The sequence below is a fragment of the Anatilimnocola aggregata genome (assembly GCF_007747655.1).
GTDB lineage: Bacteria > Planctomycetota > Planctomycetia > Pirellulales > Pirellulaceae > Anatilimnocola > Anatilimnocola aggregata.
The window spans coordinates 8,040,822-8,059,573 of sequence record NZ_CP036274.1 but is presented as its reverse complement, the minus strand read 5'-3'; the positions used below and the strand labels follow the sequence as shown (position 1 = coordinate 8,059,573).

At 57.0% G+C, this 18,752-nt stretch carries 11 protein-coding genes; 9 read left to right on the top strand and 2 right to left on the bottom strand.

The features are described from left to right. Position 1: 1 nt before the first annotated feature. Both ETAA8_RS30685 and ETAA8_RS30680 read right to left on the bottom strand, forming a co-directional pair. Complete coding sequence (locus tag ETAA8_RS30685) at positions 2-442, bottom strand: hypothetical protein (RefSeq protein WP_145098091.1); 441 nt, start codon at positions 440-442, stop codon at positions 2-4. Continuing rightward, complete coding sequence (locus tag ETAA8_RS30680) at positions 439-1,581, bottom strand: hypothetical protein (protein WP_145098087.1); 1,143 nt, start codon at positions 1,579-1,581, stop codon at positions 439-441. Before ETAA8_RS30680 ends, ETAA8_RS30685 begins: the two co-directional genes overlap by 4 nt. Before the next feature lie 485 nt (positions 1,582-2,066). Between ETAA8_RS30680 and ETAA8_RS30675 the strand changes: the two genes are divergently transcribed. The 9 genes from ETAA8_RS30675 to ETAA8_RS30635 all read left to right on the top strand — a co-directional run bounded on the left by ETAA8_RS30675 (position 2,067) and on the right by ETAA8_RS30635 (position 18,688). Next, positions 2,067-3,791, top strand: a complete 1,725-nt coding sequence (locus tag ETAA8_RS30675) for a GspE/PulE family protein (protein WP_145098084.1) — start codon at positions 2,067-2,069, stop codon at positions 3,789-3,791. 655 nt (positions 3,792-4,446) lie between these two features. Continuing rightward, positions 4,447-5,586 (top strand): type IV pilus twitching motility protein PilT, encoded by a 1,140-nt coding sequence (locus ETAA8_RS30670; RefSeq protein ID WP_145098081.1) that lies wholly within the window; start codon positions 4,447-4,449, stop codon positions 5,584-5,586. An 81-nt stretch (positions 5,587-5,667) separates the two neighbouring features. Continuing rightward, complete coding sequence (locus tag ETAA8_RS30665) at positions 5,668-7,380, top strand: GspE/PulE family protein (protein WP_145098078.1); 1,713 nt, start codon at positions 5,668-5,670, stop codon at positions 7,378-7,380. 104 nt (positions 7,381-7,484) lie between these two features. After that, entirely contained in the window at positions 7,485-8,900 is a 1,416-nt protein-coding gene (locus tag ETAA8_RS30660; RefSeq protein WP_145098075.1) for a type II secretion system F family protein, read from the top strand. A gap of 137 nt (positions 8,901-9,037) precedes the next feature. Next, positions 9,038-9,874, top strand: coding sequence for a type II secretion system protein (locus tag ETAA8_RS30655; RefSeq protein ID WP_145098072.1), 837 nt, complete (start codon positions 9,038-9,040; stop codon positions 9,872-9,874). Positions 9,875-9,931: 57 nt separating this feature from the next. Continuing rightward, complete coding sequence (locus ETAA8_RS30650; protein ID WP_145098069.1) at positions 9,932-10,897, top strand: type II secretion system protein; 966 nt, start codon at positions 9,932-9,934, stop codon at positions 10,895-10,897. Further along, the gene (locus tag ETAA8_RS30645; protein WP_145098066.1) at positions 10,897-11,991 is read left to right on the top strand and encodes a type II secretion system protein; all 1,095 of its coding nucleotides are present in this window, start codon (positions 10,897-10,899) and stop codon (positions 11,989-11,991) included. The genes ETAA8_RS30650 and ETAA8_RS30645 overlap by 1 nt, the downstream gene beginning before the upstream one ends. Then, the gene (locus tag ETAA8_RS30640; RefSeq protein WP_145098059.1) at positions 11,991-13,103 is read left to right on the top strand and encodes a type IV pilus modification PilV family protein; all 1,113 of its coding nucleotides are present in this window, start codon (positions 11,991-11,993) and stop codon (positions 13,101-13,103) included. The genes ETAA8_RS30645 and ETAA8_RS30640 overlap by 1 nt, the downstream gene beginning before the upstream one ends. 209 nt (positions 13,104-13,312) lie before the next feature. Beyond that, a complete protein-coding gene (locus tag ETAA8_RS30635; RefSeq protein ID WP_145098057.1) occupies positions 13,313-18,688 on the top strand; it encodes a hypothetical protein in 5,376 nt (1,791 codons plus the stop codon). Positions 18,689-18,752: the final 64 nt, after the last annotated feature.

Sequence of the window (18,752 nt, the reverse complement as noted above, 5' to 3'; positions counted from 1 at the left end):
CTCAATCTTCATCCGTAGCTTGTTCCGGCGGCGGGACCGGCGCGGGGGGAACAGAGCCAAGTGTAAAGCCATGCTCCAGGACATATTCTTTGCCCCGCCGAGCGAACAACCGTAAGCGCACGCACCAACGAATGCGCATGATCGCACCTTCATAACTGAGCGGGCTGTTGGGGAGCATAATCTTGAACCGCCGCAGCGGCCGCAGATCCCCCTCTTCGGCATCTGCGGGCAAGCGACGTTCGAAAAAATGAACGCCGAGGTCTTCTTCCCCTTTCCCTTCCGTGAGCCAGAGGACGGAAGCTTCGACCGCTTGAATGTCGGTCACGTCAATCGCGTCGATCTGATACTCCACGATCAGTTCTTCACCGGCGGAGTAGTGCTTGCGACTCCCCCCCAGGCAAATGCTGAGCAAGGGTTCTTCCGTGAGGCTCGTTCCTTTCATGCCCGCACCCGCGTTGCAGCCAGGGCTCCATTGATGATGGCTCCCTGATTCGTGCCCCCGTTCATGGCGGGTGTGTAGGGAATCAGTGGAGTGCGAACAGCAGGAGGGCTCGCCTTCAACTGCGAGGTGGCAGCGCCGGGATAAACGACCAGCGGAAACGCACGGCGGAATTCTGGCCAACCTTCGGCCGAACCGCGGACGACTAGTCGCCATTGCACCGAGTTATGCAAACCTTGGAACGAGTGCATCGCATCGGCGGGAATCGTCAGCAGAAACGTGCACTGAAAGGGCTGAATTGGCTCGATTAAAAAATCGGCCTGTTCGAATACCACGCGGCGGAAGACTTCCCGCACTTCCGTACGGCAGTCGGTCCCTTGATGGTAAGTCGCCTCTTCTTCGCAGACGAGACATACCTCGAACGAAAAAACGCGGATATGTCCCTGCTGCCAGACGGCCACGCGATACTCGCGCCCCGCATGCAGCGGCAGATCGGAAACTTCGACCGTCGTCGGCCCCATGCCGGTGTGAATGACAATCAAACGCAATAAGTAGTAGACCGACCACCCGCCAATCGCGACAAACGGAAACAAGAAGAGTGTGAAGAGCCAATCCCCCTGGCCCGAGAGATGGCCACGAATGGCCCACACCGTAATCACGCAGGCCACGGCATTCCAAATCAGCGCAAAGACGGTGGATGCGAGCAAACGCCAGCCTGCTGACTCTGTTTGGGGCAGGCGATAACTCAGCTCGACGCCCGGACTGTTAATCAGCCCGCTCAGTTCTGGCAGGCCGGGGTATTCTGGTGCGGTCGAAAGTGTATCGCTGAGCGGGTCGAGTTCGGTTGCGGTTCGCGCCATGACCGAGCGACGCTCGGCCGAGACGCCCACGCGCATGGCGGTCCAAATCAGACCAGCGCCACCCATGATGGCAAACGAAGCAGCCACCAGAATCAGCAGCCAGCCTCCCTTTCCCCAGTCGTACGTGCCAGGATCGTGCGGCCCCAGCAGGCTCGAAAGGGTGCCAACGCCAAGGAGAAACAACGCTCCGAAAAAGAGCGCTTCGCCGACGCTACCGGCCAGGTTGGAGCCGGTTCGGCGTGTACCGCGTTTCTTTTCCAGGAAGCGAAACAATCGGGCCACAGGGGGCTCCGGGGACGAGAAGGGCGCATCGCTGGGCAGCAGTTGCTGGTCATCACGAATAGACCAGTGAACAGAGAAGTTCGCCAAGCGACCGAAGTGATTATAGGTCTGTGATCTTTCCCGCTCCAATACCTGCCAAGGATGGATTTGCGGATTAGCGACCATAAAATCCGCAAATTTTGCTTGTTCCTAATTTGCGGCGAATTGACAATGGCTTTCGCAGCGGCGCAGAATAAGTTTTGGCAAACTGCAGCAACTTGCTGTTTGTCGACGGAACAGGCGTTGGTTTGCCCACTCTCATCTTCAAACCGACGCCGGCAACTGGCCCCGATTGATGGCCAGCATCGAACTTGACTGATGTTTGAGATTTTCCCCGGTGGGTCTCCGCGTGCGGAGATAGGGCGGGCTAAGCTGCCGCTTCGCCCACCCCAGGCGACGCTAACGATACTTTGTTTCTGGCATTCCGCGGATTGGAGAACTGCAACGTGGCTCGTAAGGGAGACTTCACCGAAATCCTGCTCCGCAGGCGAATCATCAGCCAGGACCAACTCACCGAAGCTCGCCAGGTTTCCAAGGATTCGAATGCCAATCTCTCTGAAACCCTGATCAAACTGGGCTATGCCACCGGCGAAGAAGTGATGCGGGCGGTGGCTCAGGAGCATGGCCGCGATTACATCGACCTGAGCGAAGTGACCATTCCCGAGGACATCATCGAACTCGTTCCGGAATCGGTCGCCCGCGAAAATGCCATTCTGCCGTTGGCTGAAGAAGATGACGCCCTAAAGGTAATCGTCAGCGATCCTTACGACATCGATACGATCGAAAAACTGCGTTTTATCTTGAATCGCAAGATCGAAATCGCCCTGGCGCCCCGCGATAAGATCTTGGAGTCGATCAATAAGTACTACAGCCAGATCGAAGGTGAATCGGCGGACTCGGTGCTCCAGGAATTCACTGATACGGCAATCGACTTCACCGAGACCGAGTCGGCATCGGTCGCCAGCAGCCAGGAAATCGTCGACGAGAATAGCGCGCCGGTCGTGCGCATGGTCAATTTGATGATCGCTGAGGCGGTCCAGCTCCGAGCCTCCGACATTCATGTGGAGCCGTTTGAAACAGTCGTTCGGATTCGCTATCGAATCGATGGCATATTAATCAAACGCGACAGCCCTCCCCGGCGGCTGCTGGCAGCGATCATTTCCCGCATCAAGATTTTGGGGAAGATGGACATCGCCGAACGTCGCCGCCCCCAGGACGGACGGATTAAGGTGACGGTCGGCGACAAGGACTTGGACCTTCGCGTCAGTATCATTCCGACGGCGCACGGCCAGTCGGCAGTCATGCGGATTCTGAACAAGGACAACATCAAGGTTGGCGTCCGCCAGCTTGGCTTGTCGGAAGGTGACTTCACCAAATTCCAGACTCTGCTCAAGCGGCCTAACGGAATCGTGCTCGTAACTGGACCCACCGGTTCGGGGAAGACGACGACGCTTTATGCCGCGCTCAATTCGATGAATCGGCCCGACAAGAAGATCATCACGGCCGAGGATCCGGTGGAGTATTACCTTCCCGGAATCAATCAGGTGGAGGTGAAGCACAACATCGGACTCGACTTCGCCCGCATCATTCGCGCGATGTTGCGACAAGCCCCCAATGTGATCCTCGTTGGCGAAATGCGCGACGAAGAGACGGCTCAGATGGGTATCCAGGCTTCTCTAACTGGACACTTGGTTTTTAGTACGCTACACACGAACGATGCGCCCAGTGCTGTGACGCGCATGGTCGACATGCACGTGCCGTCGTACTTGGTCGCAAGCAGCGTGGTGGCGGTGCTGGCTCAGCGGCTGGTCCGTTTGAATTGCCAGAAGTGCAAGCATGCAATTCAGCTCTCGGAATCGGTTTTGCTGGATGCAGGAATTCCTCTGAAACTGGCGCAAACGGCAACTTTTATGAAGGGGAAAGGTTGCGGCAACTGCAACAAGAGTGGCTATCGCGGCCGCCAAGGGATCTTCGAGCTGATGATGATTACGGCGAAGATTCGCGAGCTGATCTTCAAAAACGTCTCCTCTACTGAGATCCGCAAGGTAGCTATCAGTCAAGGGATGAGCACCCTCTATGTAGATGGAATGCACAAGGTAATGAGGGGTATAACAACCCTGGAAGAAGTGTATCGCAACGCCAAGCGTACCGAGCAGGATGTGATTGGTTAGCTGGCGAAGCATTTTTGCCCGCCGCGGAGCATCGGCCGCGTCACATTGATGGCGCTGGCGGCGGTGCCGGCCGACTTCCAGATTCAGTCGGGTTAGGATCTTACCGGCCCACATAGAACAGCCAGTTAGTTGGTTGCGGATTGTGTTGGCTGACCGGACGGCATCGATCTGGTTGCTGAAAATCTGACCTCGGGCTGGCCAGTCCGGCATTCGTTTCGACCCTATCGCCGACCGTTGCGACCGGATCGTTGGTTGCCGTTCAAATAAAATCGCTCCCCAAAATCTCGTTTTTTCCTGGGAAGATTTGTCCCAGCGGCTGAGGCTTGGGATAATCAACACGTCTGCTCGGAACAGACTCTACTCATCTACCAGACAACTTATTCATTCGAACTTTGCCCAGCGGTGCGGCAACACAACGGCCTGGCGCAGGCGGGTGCTTACTCAAGCATTTTCCCTGCTCTCGGTCCCTGGCAACGGTTCGGGCTCGGAACAGATTCGCGAGAGGCGGGGCGAAATCTTCTTTTCACCTCTACTCTTTATTCATATACCTCGGATGAACTAACGCGGTTGAGCCCGTTGCGCAGTGGACTGCGCTCGGTCCTCAGTTGTCTCGCAGCGCCCTTCTATTTGATGGAACATCTCGAAAGGAATTTGCATGGCCTCCATTCTGATCGACAAGCTGCTGCAGGCAGCGATCAAGCAAGGCGCGAGCGATATTCATATTGTGACCGGTCAGCCCCCAGTGTTCCGTCTGCACGGCCGGATGCGCAAACTCGAGACCAAAACACTCGAGCCCGAAGATACGGTCGCCCTGATGAAGAGCATCGCCCCCGAGCGTTGCCAGCGCGAATTGCAGGAGCGAGGTAGCGCCGACTTTGGCTTTGCCTTCGGCGACCTGGCCCGTTTCCGCGTCTCGATCTTCAAGCAACGCGGCAATGTCTCGATGGTGCTCCGGCAAATCCCGAACAACATGCTCACCCCGCAGCAGTTGGGCTTGCCCGACGTCTGCGTCAAGATGGTGATGCGTCCCCGCGGCCTGTTTCTTGTTACGGGCCCCACCGGTTCGGGCAAGAGTACGACCCTGGCGAGCCTGGTGAACTACATCAACGAGACGGTCGACCATCACATCATCACGATTGAAGATCCGATCGAGTTTTATCACTACCACAAGAAGTCGACGGTCAATCAGCGCGAAATCGGCGTCGACGTTCCCAGCTTTTCGGAAGCCATTCGCCGCGCATTGCGACAAGACCCAGACGTAATCCTCGTCGGCGAAATGCGTGACTTGGAAACGATCGAAGCGGCGATCTCAGCTGCTGAAACGGGGCACGTCGTGTTCGGTACGCTGCACACGAATAGTGCCCAGGGGACGATCAATCGTATTATCGATGCTTTCCCCGGCAACCTGCAGGATCAGGTCCGCACCCAGTTATCGACGTCGATTATCGGCGTCGTGGCTCAAACGCTGCTCCCCAAGATTGGCGGCGGGCGCTGCGCGGCTTACGAGATTCTCGTCGTCACGCCGGGCATTGCGAACCTGATTCGCGAAAACAAAACCTTCCGTATTAACAGCGCTATTCAAACCGGCACCAAGTTCGGCATGCAGTTGATGGACGACCACTTGTTCCGCCTGTGGCTGGAGCAAAAGGTTACGCTCGAAGACGTGCTGACGAAGGCGCAGAACCAGGATGAACTGGCCAAGCGCATTCACAACGCACAACGCGGCATTATGGACGATCCGAATCAAGCACCCGGTCCCGATTTGAACGCAACCCCTCGCGGCGGCGGACATTAGTTGTTGCTGCAGCAAGCAGTATTACCCCAGTTCCCAGTTCCCAGATCCTAACTCCCAGCTCTCAAGCATTAGCTCCCAATCATGGCCATTCGTCGCATCGGACAAATTCTGGTCGATATGGGTTTCATCTCCGATGACCAATTGGAGATGTTGCTCGAAGAACAGCAAAACCGTCCCGGTACCTTGCTCGGCAAGATCGCGCAAGAACTCAACCTGGTAACAGAAGACCAGCTGGTGCAGGCCCTGTCGGAACAGATGGGGATGAAGGTCGTCGAACTCGGCGATATCAACATCACCCCCGAGTTGCTCAGCAAAGTCACCGAGTCGATGGCGCAGTTATATCGCGTCATTCCCGTTCACTTCGAAGGGAATCGCCTGACCGTTGCAACTTGCGATCCGCAAAATATCACCATTCAGGACGAACTTCGTTCGCTCCTGGGGCATGAAATCCGCACGGTTATCGCAACCGAGACGGAAATCAAGAAGACGCTCGACCGTTATTATGCGTCGGACAAAGACACGATTCAGGGGCTGATCGACGAACTCGAAGACGATGGCGAATTGAAGAAGGCCATTGAAGAGGCCGAATCGGGCAAGCACAGCTTGAATGTCGAAGACCTCGCCGATAGCGCGCCGGTTCGCAAACTGCTGAACATGGTGCTCCTCCTCGCGATCAAAGATCACGCGAGCGACATTCACTTTGAGCCGTTCGAAGACGAGTTTCGCATTCGCATCAAGGCGGATGGTGTGCTGTTCGAAATGGTGCCACCGCCACGTCACCTGGCGTTTGCGATTACTACGCGCATCAAGGTGATGGCGAATCTCGACATCGCCGAGCGCCGCATGCCGCAAGATGGTCGGATCGAACTTACCGTCGGTGGTCACCCGGTCGATCTGCGCGTCAGCGTGTTGCCCACGCTGTTCGGCGAGAGCGTCGTTATGCGAGTGCTTGATCGCTCGGTCGTATCGCTCAACCTGGCGAAGGTGGGGCTCGATGCCGCGATGCTCAAGACCTTCCGCACGCTTATCGATCGGCCGAACGGCATCGTGCTCGTGACGGGACCCACGGGCTCTGGCAAAACCACCACGCTCTATTCCGCGCTGACCGAACTCAACACGATGGAAGATAAGCTGATCACGACCGAGGACCCGGTCGAGTACGAGATTGAAGGGATCGTGCAGATTCCCATCGATCACGAGATCGGCGTCACGTTCGCAGCCTGCTTGCGCGCCATTTTGCGGCAAGATCCCGATGTGATCCTCGTCGGCGAAATCCGCGACTTGGAAACTGCCGAAATCGCAATTCAAGCCGCCCTTACCGGCCACATGGTGTTCAGCACGCTCCACACCAACGACTCGCCCAGCACGATCACGCGTTTGAAGGACATGGGCGTACCAACGTTCCTCATCACCGCTACGGTCGAAGCGATTCTCGCCCAACGTCTGGTGCGCCGCATCTGTGCTCAATGCCGCGAAGAAACGCCAGCGTCCGAAGAGTTGCTCGCCGAAATCGGCATGAAGCTGGAAGACGTCGCCGACAAGCGATTCTTCCGCGGCCGCGGCTGCGAAACCTGCAACAACACGGGCTACAAGGGACGCGTTGGTCTGTTCGAGTTGCTGATCGCCAACGATACGATCCGCGACCTGATCATGCAAAACGCCTCGGTCGACGACCTGCGCAAGTGCGCTCAAAGCTTTGGCATGGTGACACTCCGCGAGTCGGGCCTGTCCAAAGCCTATGAGGGCATTACCACGCTCGAAGAAGTGGCCCGCGAAACCATTCAAGAAGTCTAGTCCTGAACGATTTGTCCTGAACCGAGAGCATCGCTCCTGCCGAGCGGCTGACTCTCCAACCCATAGATCATTCGATTGAGTTTGACCAAGTAGGGGATTTGGCGATGCCTACCTTTCAGTTTGAAGCGATGGATGCCACCGGTGCCGAGATTCGCGACGTCATCGACGCGGGGTCCGAAGAAGAAGCCCAGGCCACTATTCGGCAGATGGGTTACTTCGTCACCAAGATCGCCGTCAAGCGCCAACAAGCTGGCGCGAAAGTAGGTGGCAAGAGTGGCAAGAAACGGAGCTTCGCGCTCGGTGGGGCCAGTACCAAGCAATTGGCTCTGTTCACCAAGCAATTGTCGATTCTGCAGGACGCTGGTCTCCCCATCGTGCGCAGTTTGCGAATTCTCGAAACGCAACAGAAGCCCGGCAAACTGAAAAACGCGCTGATGGACGTTGGCGAAGAGATTGAAGGTGGTGCCACCCTCTCCGAGGCGATGGGCAAAAGCCCGGGCGTCTTCAGCCGCTTGTACATCAACATGATTAAGGCGGGTGAGGCGGGCGGTGCTCTCGAAGTCATTTTGCGCCGCTTGTCCGAGTTTCTCGACCGGTCGGAATCGCTGAAGCGCAAAGTCAAAGGCGCGATGATCTATCCCGTGGTCGTCGTTCTCGTCGCCTGCCTCATCTTGATCTTCATCATGCTCAAGATCGTGCCGGTGTTCCAAAAGATGTTCGAAGAGTTCGGTCTCAAACTACCGGTGATGACAGAAGTTCTCATCAACCTGTCGAAGTGGATTGTGAAAGACGGTTGGTGGTCGCTCCCGCTGATGCCGGTCGTGTTATGGATCGGCGTGAAGTTGATTCGCAAGTTCAAGCAAGGTCGCATGGGCTGGGACTTGTACTGGCTCAAGCTGCCGATCATTGGCATGCTCACCGAGAAGAACATCATGGCCCGCACCACGCGGACGTTGGGAACGCTCGTCTCCAGCGGTGTGCCTATTCTCGAAGCTCTCACCATTACTCGCGAAACCGCCGGCAACGCGATGTTCGAGCGGATGTATGGCAAAGTGACCGATGCCATTCGCGAAGGCGAAACGATCGCCAAGCCGATGGGTGCGAATGCTCGCCCCGGTTTTCATCCAGTGACGGCCTTCCTCTGGTTCGGCAGCGGTGCCTTCATTCCGCTTCTGATCATGATGCTCCCTGGTGTGGCGGCCAAGGCTGGCTATACGAACTTCCTCAGCTTTGCCGGGGCGGCGGGCATTTGCGGCCTGGCTTATTACCTGCTGAATATGAATGCCCGCGTGGTGGACGAACTGGTGGTGAACATGGTTGACGTCGGCGAAGAAACCGGCGAACTCGACACCATGCTCTACAAAGTGGCCGACTTATTCGACGAAGAAGTCAGCACCCTCACCGACGGTTTGATGAAGTTGATCGAGCCTTTGCTCATCTGCTTCCTCGGTGGTGCGGTCGGTTTCATCGTCATCGCACTCTTCTTGCCGCTGATTTCGCTCATTCAAGGTTTGACCTAATCCGTGGCATAGGCTTCCAGCCTGTGAACAACGAACAGTAAATACCGACAGGCAGGATGCCTGTCCCACGTTGCAACTTTCGCTTCAACCCAAATCTCATCAAATCAATGCTGCGTCTGTTCTCGAAGGAGTTGGTTATGTTTACGCGTCGGCCCTCGGCTTCCCGAGCTTTCACCCTGGTCGAAATGCTGGTGGTGATTGGCATCATTGCCGTCCTCGTCGGCCTGCTCCTGCCTGCCATCAACATGGCCGTCAACGCCGCCCGCCGGGCCGCGATTTCGCTCGAGATCAGCCAACTGGCCAACGGCATCGAGACCTATAAGCAGCAGAAAGGCGAGTACCCACCCAGCTTTGGGGAGGATTACGGCACGCCGTATACCACCGTCGTCGAGCGCCATCTGCAGCGCTGTTATCCCAAGATGACTGCCGCCAAAAAGATGGATTTCTACTCCAAGATCGACTCAGACAAGGTCGATCAGGCCGAGGCGCTGGTCCTGTGGCTGCGATTGGTGGGAACCAATCCCGCCGATCCTTTTGAGATGACGGCAACTCGATCAGGCTATTACGAGTTTGACGAACGGCGCCTGAACGACGACGACGGCGACAGCGTGCCCGCTTACATTGCGAAATATTGCCGCGATACGCCGTATATCTACATCGAGAATCGAACTTACGGTAAGCACTTGAGTTCCGCGAATGCAGCTTCAGGCTTGAGCGATTCGTACTACGCTCAGCCCTACTTCGCCGATGGTACCGGCAATACAGCGACAACGCTAAAGGGAATCAACCCCACCAAGTTTCAGATCATCGCTGCGGGCCTCGATGGCGATTTCGGCAAGATCTACAACAACACGGGAAGCACCTACAGCGATCTGAAGCTCTATCCCAGTGGCACCAAGCTCGAAGAAGGCGATTTAGACAACCTCACGAACTTCAGCGAAGGCAGAACGCTGGGCGACTCTCGCCCGCAGTAGCCTTCGTTTCCGTATTTCGCGACCTTCGGCGAGCAACTGCAGTTCAGGATCAACTTCATGACACAGCCCCTTATCAATCGCGACGACCGACGACAGCGGGCTCCGCTGCCCCGCGCGTTTACGTTGATCGAAATGCTGGTGGTGATGTTGATTCTCGGGCTACTCGTCGCCATGAGTCTTTCGGCCTTCAACGCTGCCGTCGAACAGTCGCGCGTCTCGCGCACGAAAGTCATCGTCGCCAAACTCGATCAGCTCATCATGGAAAAGTGGGAAAGCTATCGCACGCGGCCCGTACCGATTCGCGTTTCCCTTAGTTCGACAGTGAATCCTAGAACCGCAGGACAAATGCGACTCAATGCCATTCGCGATTTGATGCGGATGGAAATGCCCGACCGCAAAACCGATGTGGTGGACGGTCCATGCTATTACGCAACGTCCCAAGCAATGGCTTCGCCCGCCCTTCGCCGTGCGTATCAACGCAAGGCTCAGGCGGCCGCCGGTTCTTCGTGGGCCACCACCGGCTGGACAGAGGTTTCACAGGGTGCTGAGTGCCTGTATCTGATCGTTTCGTGTATGCGTGATGGTGATCGAAACGCCCTCGACTACTTCACCGAGTCCGAAATTGGCGATACGGACGGCGATGGCATGAAAGAGATTCTCGACGCCTGGGGTCGCCCCATCGAGTTCCTCCGCTGGGCGCCTGGCTTCACGATCGAAAATGGCGCGCTGACGATGCAAACCTCAGATGCCGCGAATGCTCCCGATCCCTTCGATCCGCTGAAGCTCGACTCGAACGGCTTTGCCCTGCGACCGCTGATCATGTCGCCCGGCACGGACAAATCGCTCGATATCTTCACCGACAATACCTCCGGCTTTCATCACTACTCGGCCAGCAACGCCGCGCCGCAACCGTTCACCGCATTTACCGATGGCCAACTGCCGGGCTATCCGATGGATCGCGATGGCGATGGCGTTTCGAACTGGGTCGACAACATCACCAATCACTATCAGGAGGCTGAGTAATGGCCGCTCGCCATCCTTGTCATTTGCAGCCAGTTCGCGGTTATACGCTCATCGAGTTGCTCGTGGTAATCATGATCGCCATTCTGCTGATGGCCGTCACCTTGCCCGCTGCCAAGTCGATCATGGAGAATGCTCGGCCGCGGGAAGCGTCGCGCATTCTCAACGCCGCCTTTGCCACCGCCAAAGCCCGCGCGGCTTCGACGGGACGACCCTGTGGCCTCGAATTCCTGCTCACTCCGGTGGGCGATCCCACGGCAACACCAGTCGCGCAGCAATCGACCCAACTGTTTCTGTGCGAAGTGCCCGCCATGTACTCGGGCGATACGACCAACGCGCGCGTCACCGTCAACACTTCCACCTGGGAACTCACCTTTCAGAATTCCTGCGCGACGAATCTGCCCTCGCTGCTCGACAGTTCAAACGTATTCTTTATTCGCATCAACTACCGCGGCCCCTGGCACGTGGGAAGCTACAACACCATGAGTAGCAAGTACTACATCACCGCGCCATCCGTTTACCCGCCCACTTCCGATACTGGCGGTTACGCCTTTCAAATTCTGCGTCCCCCGGTTCGCATCGGCAATCCGATTGAACTCCCCAAGTCGACCGCCATCGATATGAACTACAGCGGGTTCGGGACGGGCGTCGATAAGTCGGCCACGATGTCGGCCAAAGAGGGAATCGATTTCAGCCTGATCAATAAAGATGGCGGGCTGCGAATCATGTTTTCGCCCAACGGCAGTGTGCACTCTGTCGCCTTCGACTCGACGACATCCGAAATGGACTCGCCGAACTACCCAGACTTTTCACCACCAGGAACTTCTGCCCCGGGCACCATTCACTTGTTGATTGGCTTGACGTCGAAGGTGAACCTCCCGACGGCCAGCAACATGGCCAATCTCGAACTCTCGAACCTGGCAGATAACAACGCCCTGTGGGTCTCGGTGGGCCGCGCCTCGGGACTGGTCACCTCCACCGAGAACTTAGTTCCCACCGATCTATCGACTTACTCCACTGATCTAACCCAGGCGCAGAATTATTTGACCTACGCCCGCACTTACGCCACGGCTCGTGAGCAGAAGGGGGGCCTCTAATGGCTCAAAGCAGGTTCGCTCGCGAGAGGTTTGGTACTCGCCCCGGCGTGAGCATTCTCGAAGTGCTGTTTGCCATCATGATCACCAGCATCGGGCTGATGGGGGCGATCGCCATCTTCCCAGCCGCCATGATGCAAGCCCGTCGCGGTGCCCAGGCCGATGCCACGGCGGTCGCCGGCATCACGAACGTTCATGCGTTCGATGCCCAAGGGATGCGCCAACCGGCCAAGTGGCTGTACTACAACGGTTCTGCGTTTGCACAAGTTGCCGATCCCGATGGCACGATGGCTTATTGTATCGACCCTCGCTTCGTCGCAGCAAATCTCAACGACTCCAAGGCACATAAGTTTCCTTACGACAGTTCGTCGAGCCTGATGGGACGAGTCACGCTCAGCAATGGAATTGGCACGACCAACTACATGGGTAAGCTTCTCGCCGATTTGAACTTTCAGATCGACGACGATATCTCCTACGACCGTTTTCGCGATGGTGTCGTCGTTCGCGATAACACCCTGCAAGCAGCTTCGATCTTTGTTCGCGATGGCAGCAGCAACGCTCTTAAACGCCAGTCCGAAGGGCACATGTCGTGGATGGCAACCCTCGCTCCCAAACTCGAACGAATGCCGACAGGCGGAGTGCTGGAAGATCGCTATGTTCTGTCGATCGTTGTCTTCTACGATCGCCCCGGCGATCTCACGGCTGACTCAACCGGTGACCGCTTGGCGACCGAGTGGGCACTGAAGATCAACAGCGGCGACTTTCACGATGCCGGCATCAACGGCGGCTCCGTGACGTTGACGGAGAATTCAACTTCGCTTACCGCTGACGAGCGTGCTCGCCGGCTCAACATTCATGCGGGTCAGTGGGTCATGCTCCGCGCCAAGACCAGGGGTACCGCCTCCGGCACGAATCGCGATATGCCCCTCTGCCGTTGGTATCGCGTGATGGATGCCGACGAACCCGATACCTCGGCCAATACTGTTGAGGTCACACTGGCCGGCTCCGATTGGGAAACCTCGCAGACCGATCCAGCCAATGAAGCCGAAGTTATCGTCTGCCAAGGTGTCGTCGCGGTCTATGAAAAAACGATCAAGCTCGAACCGAAAGAATAGTCCCCGCGGCCTGCAGCCGCACCCCATCGACGCCGAACGTCCCCGCAAGTTCGCTCGGCCCGTTTTCCATACAACCTTATCACCACTGTCAGCCAGGCGCGACTCCGCAGGCCAGCTGACCAACCACCAGCCGCACCCGGCGGCAGTGGCCAGAGGCAGTGCCCCGGCCCGGAACAGGCCAAAGCACCTTTGTTCGAGAGGCTCCTAGGATGGCTCGCACACTCGCAGATCAGCCCCGGCGTTACGGCCCCGCGCGCCAGCGCGAACATGGCCAATCGCGCAAGCGAAAAAACGGCATCGTCCTGCTGATGGTCGTCAGCTTGCTCGCCCTTTTCCTGCTGATGGGCGTCACCTTCGCCGTGCTCGCCATGCAGTACAACACCGCTGCCAAAATGCACGCCGGCGTCAATCGCTACGGCGACGATCCGATGATGGAGCTCGATCTGGCATTTGGGCAGGTTCTGTACGGCACAGACACCCGCAGTTCGCTGCAAGGGCACGATCTGCTGCGCGATCTGTACGGCACCGATTACGTCAGGGGAACCGTAAAAGCGGTCAGCACTGACACGCAAAAAACCCTGAGTGGCCACTTTCTCGTCTTTTCGACGACCGCATCCCTCTCGACCAGGCCAGGCTACTACAATGGTCGCGTCATCACCTTCATCACCGGCAATGCTCGCAATCTCAGCACGCGAATCGCCGGCTATGAACCCGAAGATGTTTCGACGAGCGAGTGCGAGCTGTTTGTAGAGCCCATCAACGGCAACGGTGGGACGACCATCTCGCCCGCGGCCAACGATCAGTTTGTCATCAATGGCCAGCCGTTCAACGGCATGGGTTTTGGCTACGATTCGTCGACCTATCGCTTGGATGCAGTCGACAACACTACTAATAATCGCCCGGCCGTGCTGCTGCCGCATTACGCCGGCTATACGGAGCAGGGTGTCTACTCATCTGTTGGTGGCGCAGGCCCGTTCTCCGTCGATGGGGGCGGTGCCGATGAACCCTGGGATGCGGCCGACTTGCAGAACTTGCATCTGTCGGTTGTGCCACCCAGCCTGATCGCCTCGCGCAAAGCCAACAATCGCTTTGGCGTGCCGTTGATCCCGTCCTACGTCCGCCCCGAACTCATTAACTACTGGCTCGAGTCGTCGCGCTGGCCAAGCGGCAGCATTCAACTAACCAACCAATCGCAAAAGGACTTTGCCCGGCAGATCATCTTCCGCCCGATGCCCTGGGACCACACCAACTTTACCGGAAGCAATCCCGATCTGACTCCCTCGGCCAATACCGATGCCGCATATGAAACGTTGATCCGCAAGATGGCCCAACAGAATGCCATGCAGGACTTATCTGCATCCAACCCCAACGGCTATTGGGAAGCCATCTGGGACGTCGATAACGACGGCGACGGTGTGCGCGAAAGCGTGTGGGTCGATATTGGCCTGCCAGTGATGACCAGCCCTACAGGCCGGCGCTACAAGCGGCTGTATGCGTTCCTCATCAAAGACCTCGATGGCCGCATCAACGTAAACGTTCACGGCAACCGCTCGCAGCTCGATACTGCCAATCAGGCTAGCTACGATATTCCGTATCCTTTCCCAATCTTTTCCACTACCGCGCAGCCCGCAGCTGCCACGTTTCCCAACGACAACCGAGTTGGTGGCACTCAAACCGCTTCACTCAAACTGCCGCGCGGCTTGGGTTTTGGACCGGCGGAAGTCGACTATCGGCTGGTGCTCAACTCGGCGTCGTTGAACGGCAACTATGGCAATCTGTTGCTCGGCCGCTACGGCAGCGACAACGCGCCGGGCAAGAGTGGTGAGGATGACCCGCTGAGCGTCCTGCGCACGTCGGGCATACCCGGCTATTACGTCTCGATGGATTCCTGGTATGGCAGCCCACCCGATGTCTGGGGACGCAGTGCTGTTGCCATCGACTTTGGCGGAAGGCCATTCTTCTTTCGCGGCCGCTTGCCGAATGTGGGGACGTTTGCCACCGCACCAGAAACGTGGGATGACCCCTACGAAATGGAGTGGGATGCAGCGACCGCGATCAACGATACGCCCTACTCAGTCCTCGATATGGAACGGATGCTCCGCAATCACGATAACGACATGGGGCACTTCAATGGCCGTCTCGTGAATGCTGCCAATGCCCTGTTCAGCGGTGCGGGTCAGCCCGACTCGAACAGCGGTGCTTACCAACGCGTGCGCGAATCGCTCTCTACCATGGGCTCGTACATTCCCACGGTGCCGGCCATTCTTCGACAGGAAGATCGCAATCAGCATGGCTCGCTCAGTTCCAGTAATGCCAAGCTCAGCGCCACCAATGCACCGACGATTGTCGGCATGTACATTGTGAAGTTACAGCAAGGTGGCTTCGATACCACGAATACCACCAACCTTAAGGCCGAACTGGCCAAGATTATGCCGTGGGAATTCTGGCAAGGAACGCCACTCAACATCAATCGTTATCTCGGCAACGGCATCAACGATAACTCGACGACCAACAAGGCCATCGACGAAGTGCTGGAAGCCACCAGCAACGAAGACGCTTGGGGCACCAACTCCTCCGGCACTCAATCGTCGGCTCCTTCGGGTGGCGCTCTGCCAGGCACCGGTGGCTTCAGCGGTCAGCGTGCCTTTCCGGTCAACAGCGTTGATGTGGATCGTGATGGTGCGCAAGACGGCGCGTCGGGCGCCACGAACGACCGCAGATATGCACGCCATTTACTTGCCCGACATTTGTATTGCCTTGCAATGGCACTTAAAGGAAACAGCTACAACCCGCCGAAGCCCAACGGTGGTGGCAACCTGTCGAATGCGGAGACAGCGCGTTTATTGGCACAATGGGCCGTGAATGTCGTCGATTTTCGCGATGTCGATGGCATCATGACCGGCTTCGAATACGACACCAATCCTTGGAATGGCTGGTCGGTTGATGGCAATCTGGCCACGGTCGAAACTTCGGAACGTGGCGTCGTTTGGGGCTGCGAAGCACCGGAATTGTTACTGACAGAAGCACTCGCCTTTCATGATCGTCGCGTGCGTGATACTGCTCACGACACGACCAAGAAAAAGGTCGAAGAGCCGACGACCCCCGATGACGATCTTGACCAGTTCCGCGTTCCGCAGGGATCACTCTTCTTTGAACTCTACTGCCCGCGCACGCACACCATGTACAACCAGCCCGGTACTTACGAGGCCATGTATAGCCCGCAGATGCCGTTTGAACTGTACGACAAGAGCACGGGAAAACTGGATCTAGGTCGGATGTCGCCCGGAACTTCCGGGCGGGCTTCGCCGGTCTGGCAAGTTGCGATTAGTTCGGTCAATGCCAATCAAGATGGACTTCCCCATTCGCAGGTGCTCACCGAAAACGCTTGGGAAACCTCGCGTTATGCCGAACCAGCTGACGCCACGATCACGGGGCGTCAGTTCATCAACCTGCAATACGATGAAAATAACCCAGGTCGCATCGTCGAGATTGAGCGTTACGTTTGGTTTACGAACACCGATGGCGGTGCAACGAATCCCAAACAGGATCGAGTTTTTTACAATCAAAAGGATTGGACCGCTCAAGTCGCTCCGGGCCAATACATGGTCGTTGGTCCGCGCGAAAAGACCGTTCTTGGCTCCAACAACAAGGACGTCGGACGCGAAGTCGGCGATTGGCACGGACCTTCATTGCAAGAGATCAACCTCAGCAGTACGACCGGTGTGTCGATTACGGATGCAGGCGGCAATACCACTTCCAAGCTTTCCACGCCTTCGGCAACGGCCGAAATTCAGCCCCCGGCTGCACTCGTCGTCGATATCCGTCCACCAACGACATGGATGAACGCCGGGAATGTAAACCGTCGCGTTGGTGTTAACATCACCGAACCCCTTCCGAATGCGATTCCCGCGGTCGGCGGCAGTTATTACCCCGAGTACAACGTCGACAATCTATGGTCGAATCCGCTCGATTCCTACGACAATCCGGTGACCTACAGCGACCCGCCGCTGATCCCAGATGCGCCGCAGGATAACACCCGTTTGCTTGGTACTTCCGGCCTGCTGGAGACTCGATACCATGCCCGCAAAGCTGGCGTGTTCCTGCAGCGGTTGGCGGACCCAACTCAAGACTGGGATCCACTCTCGAATCCATACATCACCGTCGATTTCGCTCCCGTTGATCTCTCTGTCTTCAACGGTGAGGAAGATACCGATCAGCAAGTTCCTTCGGGCACGCCTTCCATGATGGTGAACATCGACCGTGATGATCCGCCGGATCCGACTGGAAATGCTCGCCCCAGCAGATTATTCACGAGTCAACGTGGCGTCCAAAGGGGAAACCCATGGTTCCCGCAGTTTATCGATACGCCGACGAACCCAGCCGTTCAGAACTCTGGCGATCGCTTCATGCGACTCGGTTTGCACCACACGCTGGGCTACATCAATCCGGCGATGGGTACCCCGCGCACCGCTGCCCAGAGTGGTAACTATGCGTCTTATACTGGTGATCCAGGCGATACCGACAAGCCGTTCCCGTGGATTCCGTTTCACAATCGTCCTTTTATGAACCCGGCCGAACTGTTGCTGGTTCCCACCTGCGCTCCGAATCGGTTGAATCTCGAAATCACTCCCGACAATCCCTACGTGGCTGTTGGCGCAAATCCATACACAGCTACGAGCGAGCCGGATTTCAATGGCGGGTTTGGTTACCTGCTGAACATGTTCCAGAGTAACCCAACCGATACCGACGGATTTAACCTGTCGCGGCTATTCGACTTTGTCGAAACGCCCTCGAACTTTGTGAAGACCGAAAAGTGGTACAGTCCCAACTCGGTGAATAATACCGATACGTTGCCGTCGCCACGCCCCGAGTATCGGCCGCCTTACTTGTACCGGCCTCCGTTCAATCGCTTGTCGCGTTTTCGCGATCCGGGGCGCATCAATATCAACACCATTTTTGACGAGCCCATTTGGAACTCGATCATTGGTTACGATCCCAGCGATTCTACTTATACGGGCTCGCCTTCAATTCTGCCCGGGTTACGCGTCCCGTTCAGCGAGGTCATGGTCAGTCGGCAAGGGATTTCGGGGGGCTCGCTCGGGCGAATCAGCCAGACGCATCCCACCATCTTTGCCAATCCGTTCCGTCCTGCGAACTCCGCCGACTTAATGCCCGCTGCCGGGAACATGCGTAAGTCGCCGGTCGAAGCTACGTTCTTCCGGTCGTCGACCTCGCGAACCGGCGAGCCGCTATTTGGCTATCGTTCCTCCGAAGCGTCAATCAATACCGACCGGAATCCATATTTCCGCTATCAAGGCATTCAGAAAATCAACAACATCGTCAGCACGCAGTCGAACTGCTATGCCGTGTGGGTGACGGTTGGCTACTTCGAAGTGGAAGAAGCAACGATTGGCGCGGCTCATCCCGATGGATTTATGTTGGGACAGGAACTGGGCATGGACACTGGGGACATTCAGCGGCATCGAGCGTTTTACTTGCTCGACCGTTCGATTCCTGTGGGCTTCATCCCCGGGCTGAAGTTGAACGCCGATAATTGCGTGCTGCTGCGGCGGCAAATCGATTAGGGTGGGAGTTGGGAACTAGGGACTGGGAGTTAGGGAAGGGAGTCGGAGATTGAAAAGGAGCCCG

What these genes read in the sequence shown, in the direction of transcription:
- ETAA8_RS30685 (WP_145098091.1), bottom strand. Translation starts at nt 442, where the DNA reads ATGAAAGGAACGAGCCTCACGGAAGAACCCTTGCTCAGCATTTGCCTG.
- ETAA8_RS30670 (WP_145098081.1), top strand. Translation starts at nt 4,447, where the DNA reads ATGGCCTCCATTCTGATCGACAAGCTGCTGCAGGCAGCGATCAAGCAA.
- ETAA8_RS30665 (WP_145098078.1), top strand. Translation starts at nt 5,668, where the DNA reads ATGGCCATTCGTCGCATCGGACAAATTCTGGTCGATATGGGTTTCATC.
- ETAA8_RS30660 (WP_145098075.1), top strand. Translation starts at nt 7,485, where the DNA reads ATGCCTACCTTTCAGTTTGAAGCGATGGATGCCACCGGTGCCGAGATT.
- ETAA8_RS30655 (WP_145098072.1), top strand. Translation starts at nt 9,038, where the DNA reads ATGTTTACGCGTCGGCCCTCGGCTTCCCGAGCTTTCACCCTGGTCGAA.
- ETAA8_RS30650 (WP_145098069.1), top strand. Translation starts at nt 9,932, where the DNA reads ATGACACAGCCCCTTATCAATCGCGACGACCGACGACAGCGGGCTCCG.
- ETAA8_RS30645 (WP_145098066.1), top strand. Translation starts at nt 10,897, where the DNA reads ATGGCCGCTCGCCATCCTTGTCATTTGCAGCCAGTTCGCGGTTATACG.
- ETAA8_RS30640 (WP_145098059.1), top strand. Translation starts at nt 11,991, where the DNA reads ATGGCTCAAAGCAGGTTCGCTCGCGAGAGGTTTGGTACTCGCCCCGGC.
- ETAA8_RS30635 (WP_145098057.1), top strand. Translation starts at nt 13,313, where the DNA reads ATGGCTCGCACACTCGCAGATCAGCCCCGGCGTTACGGCCCCGCGCGC.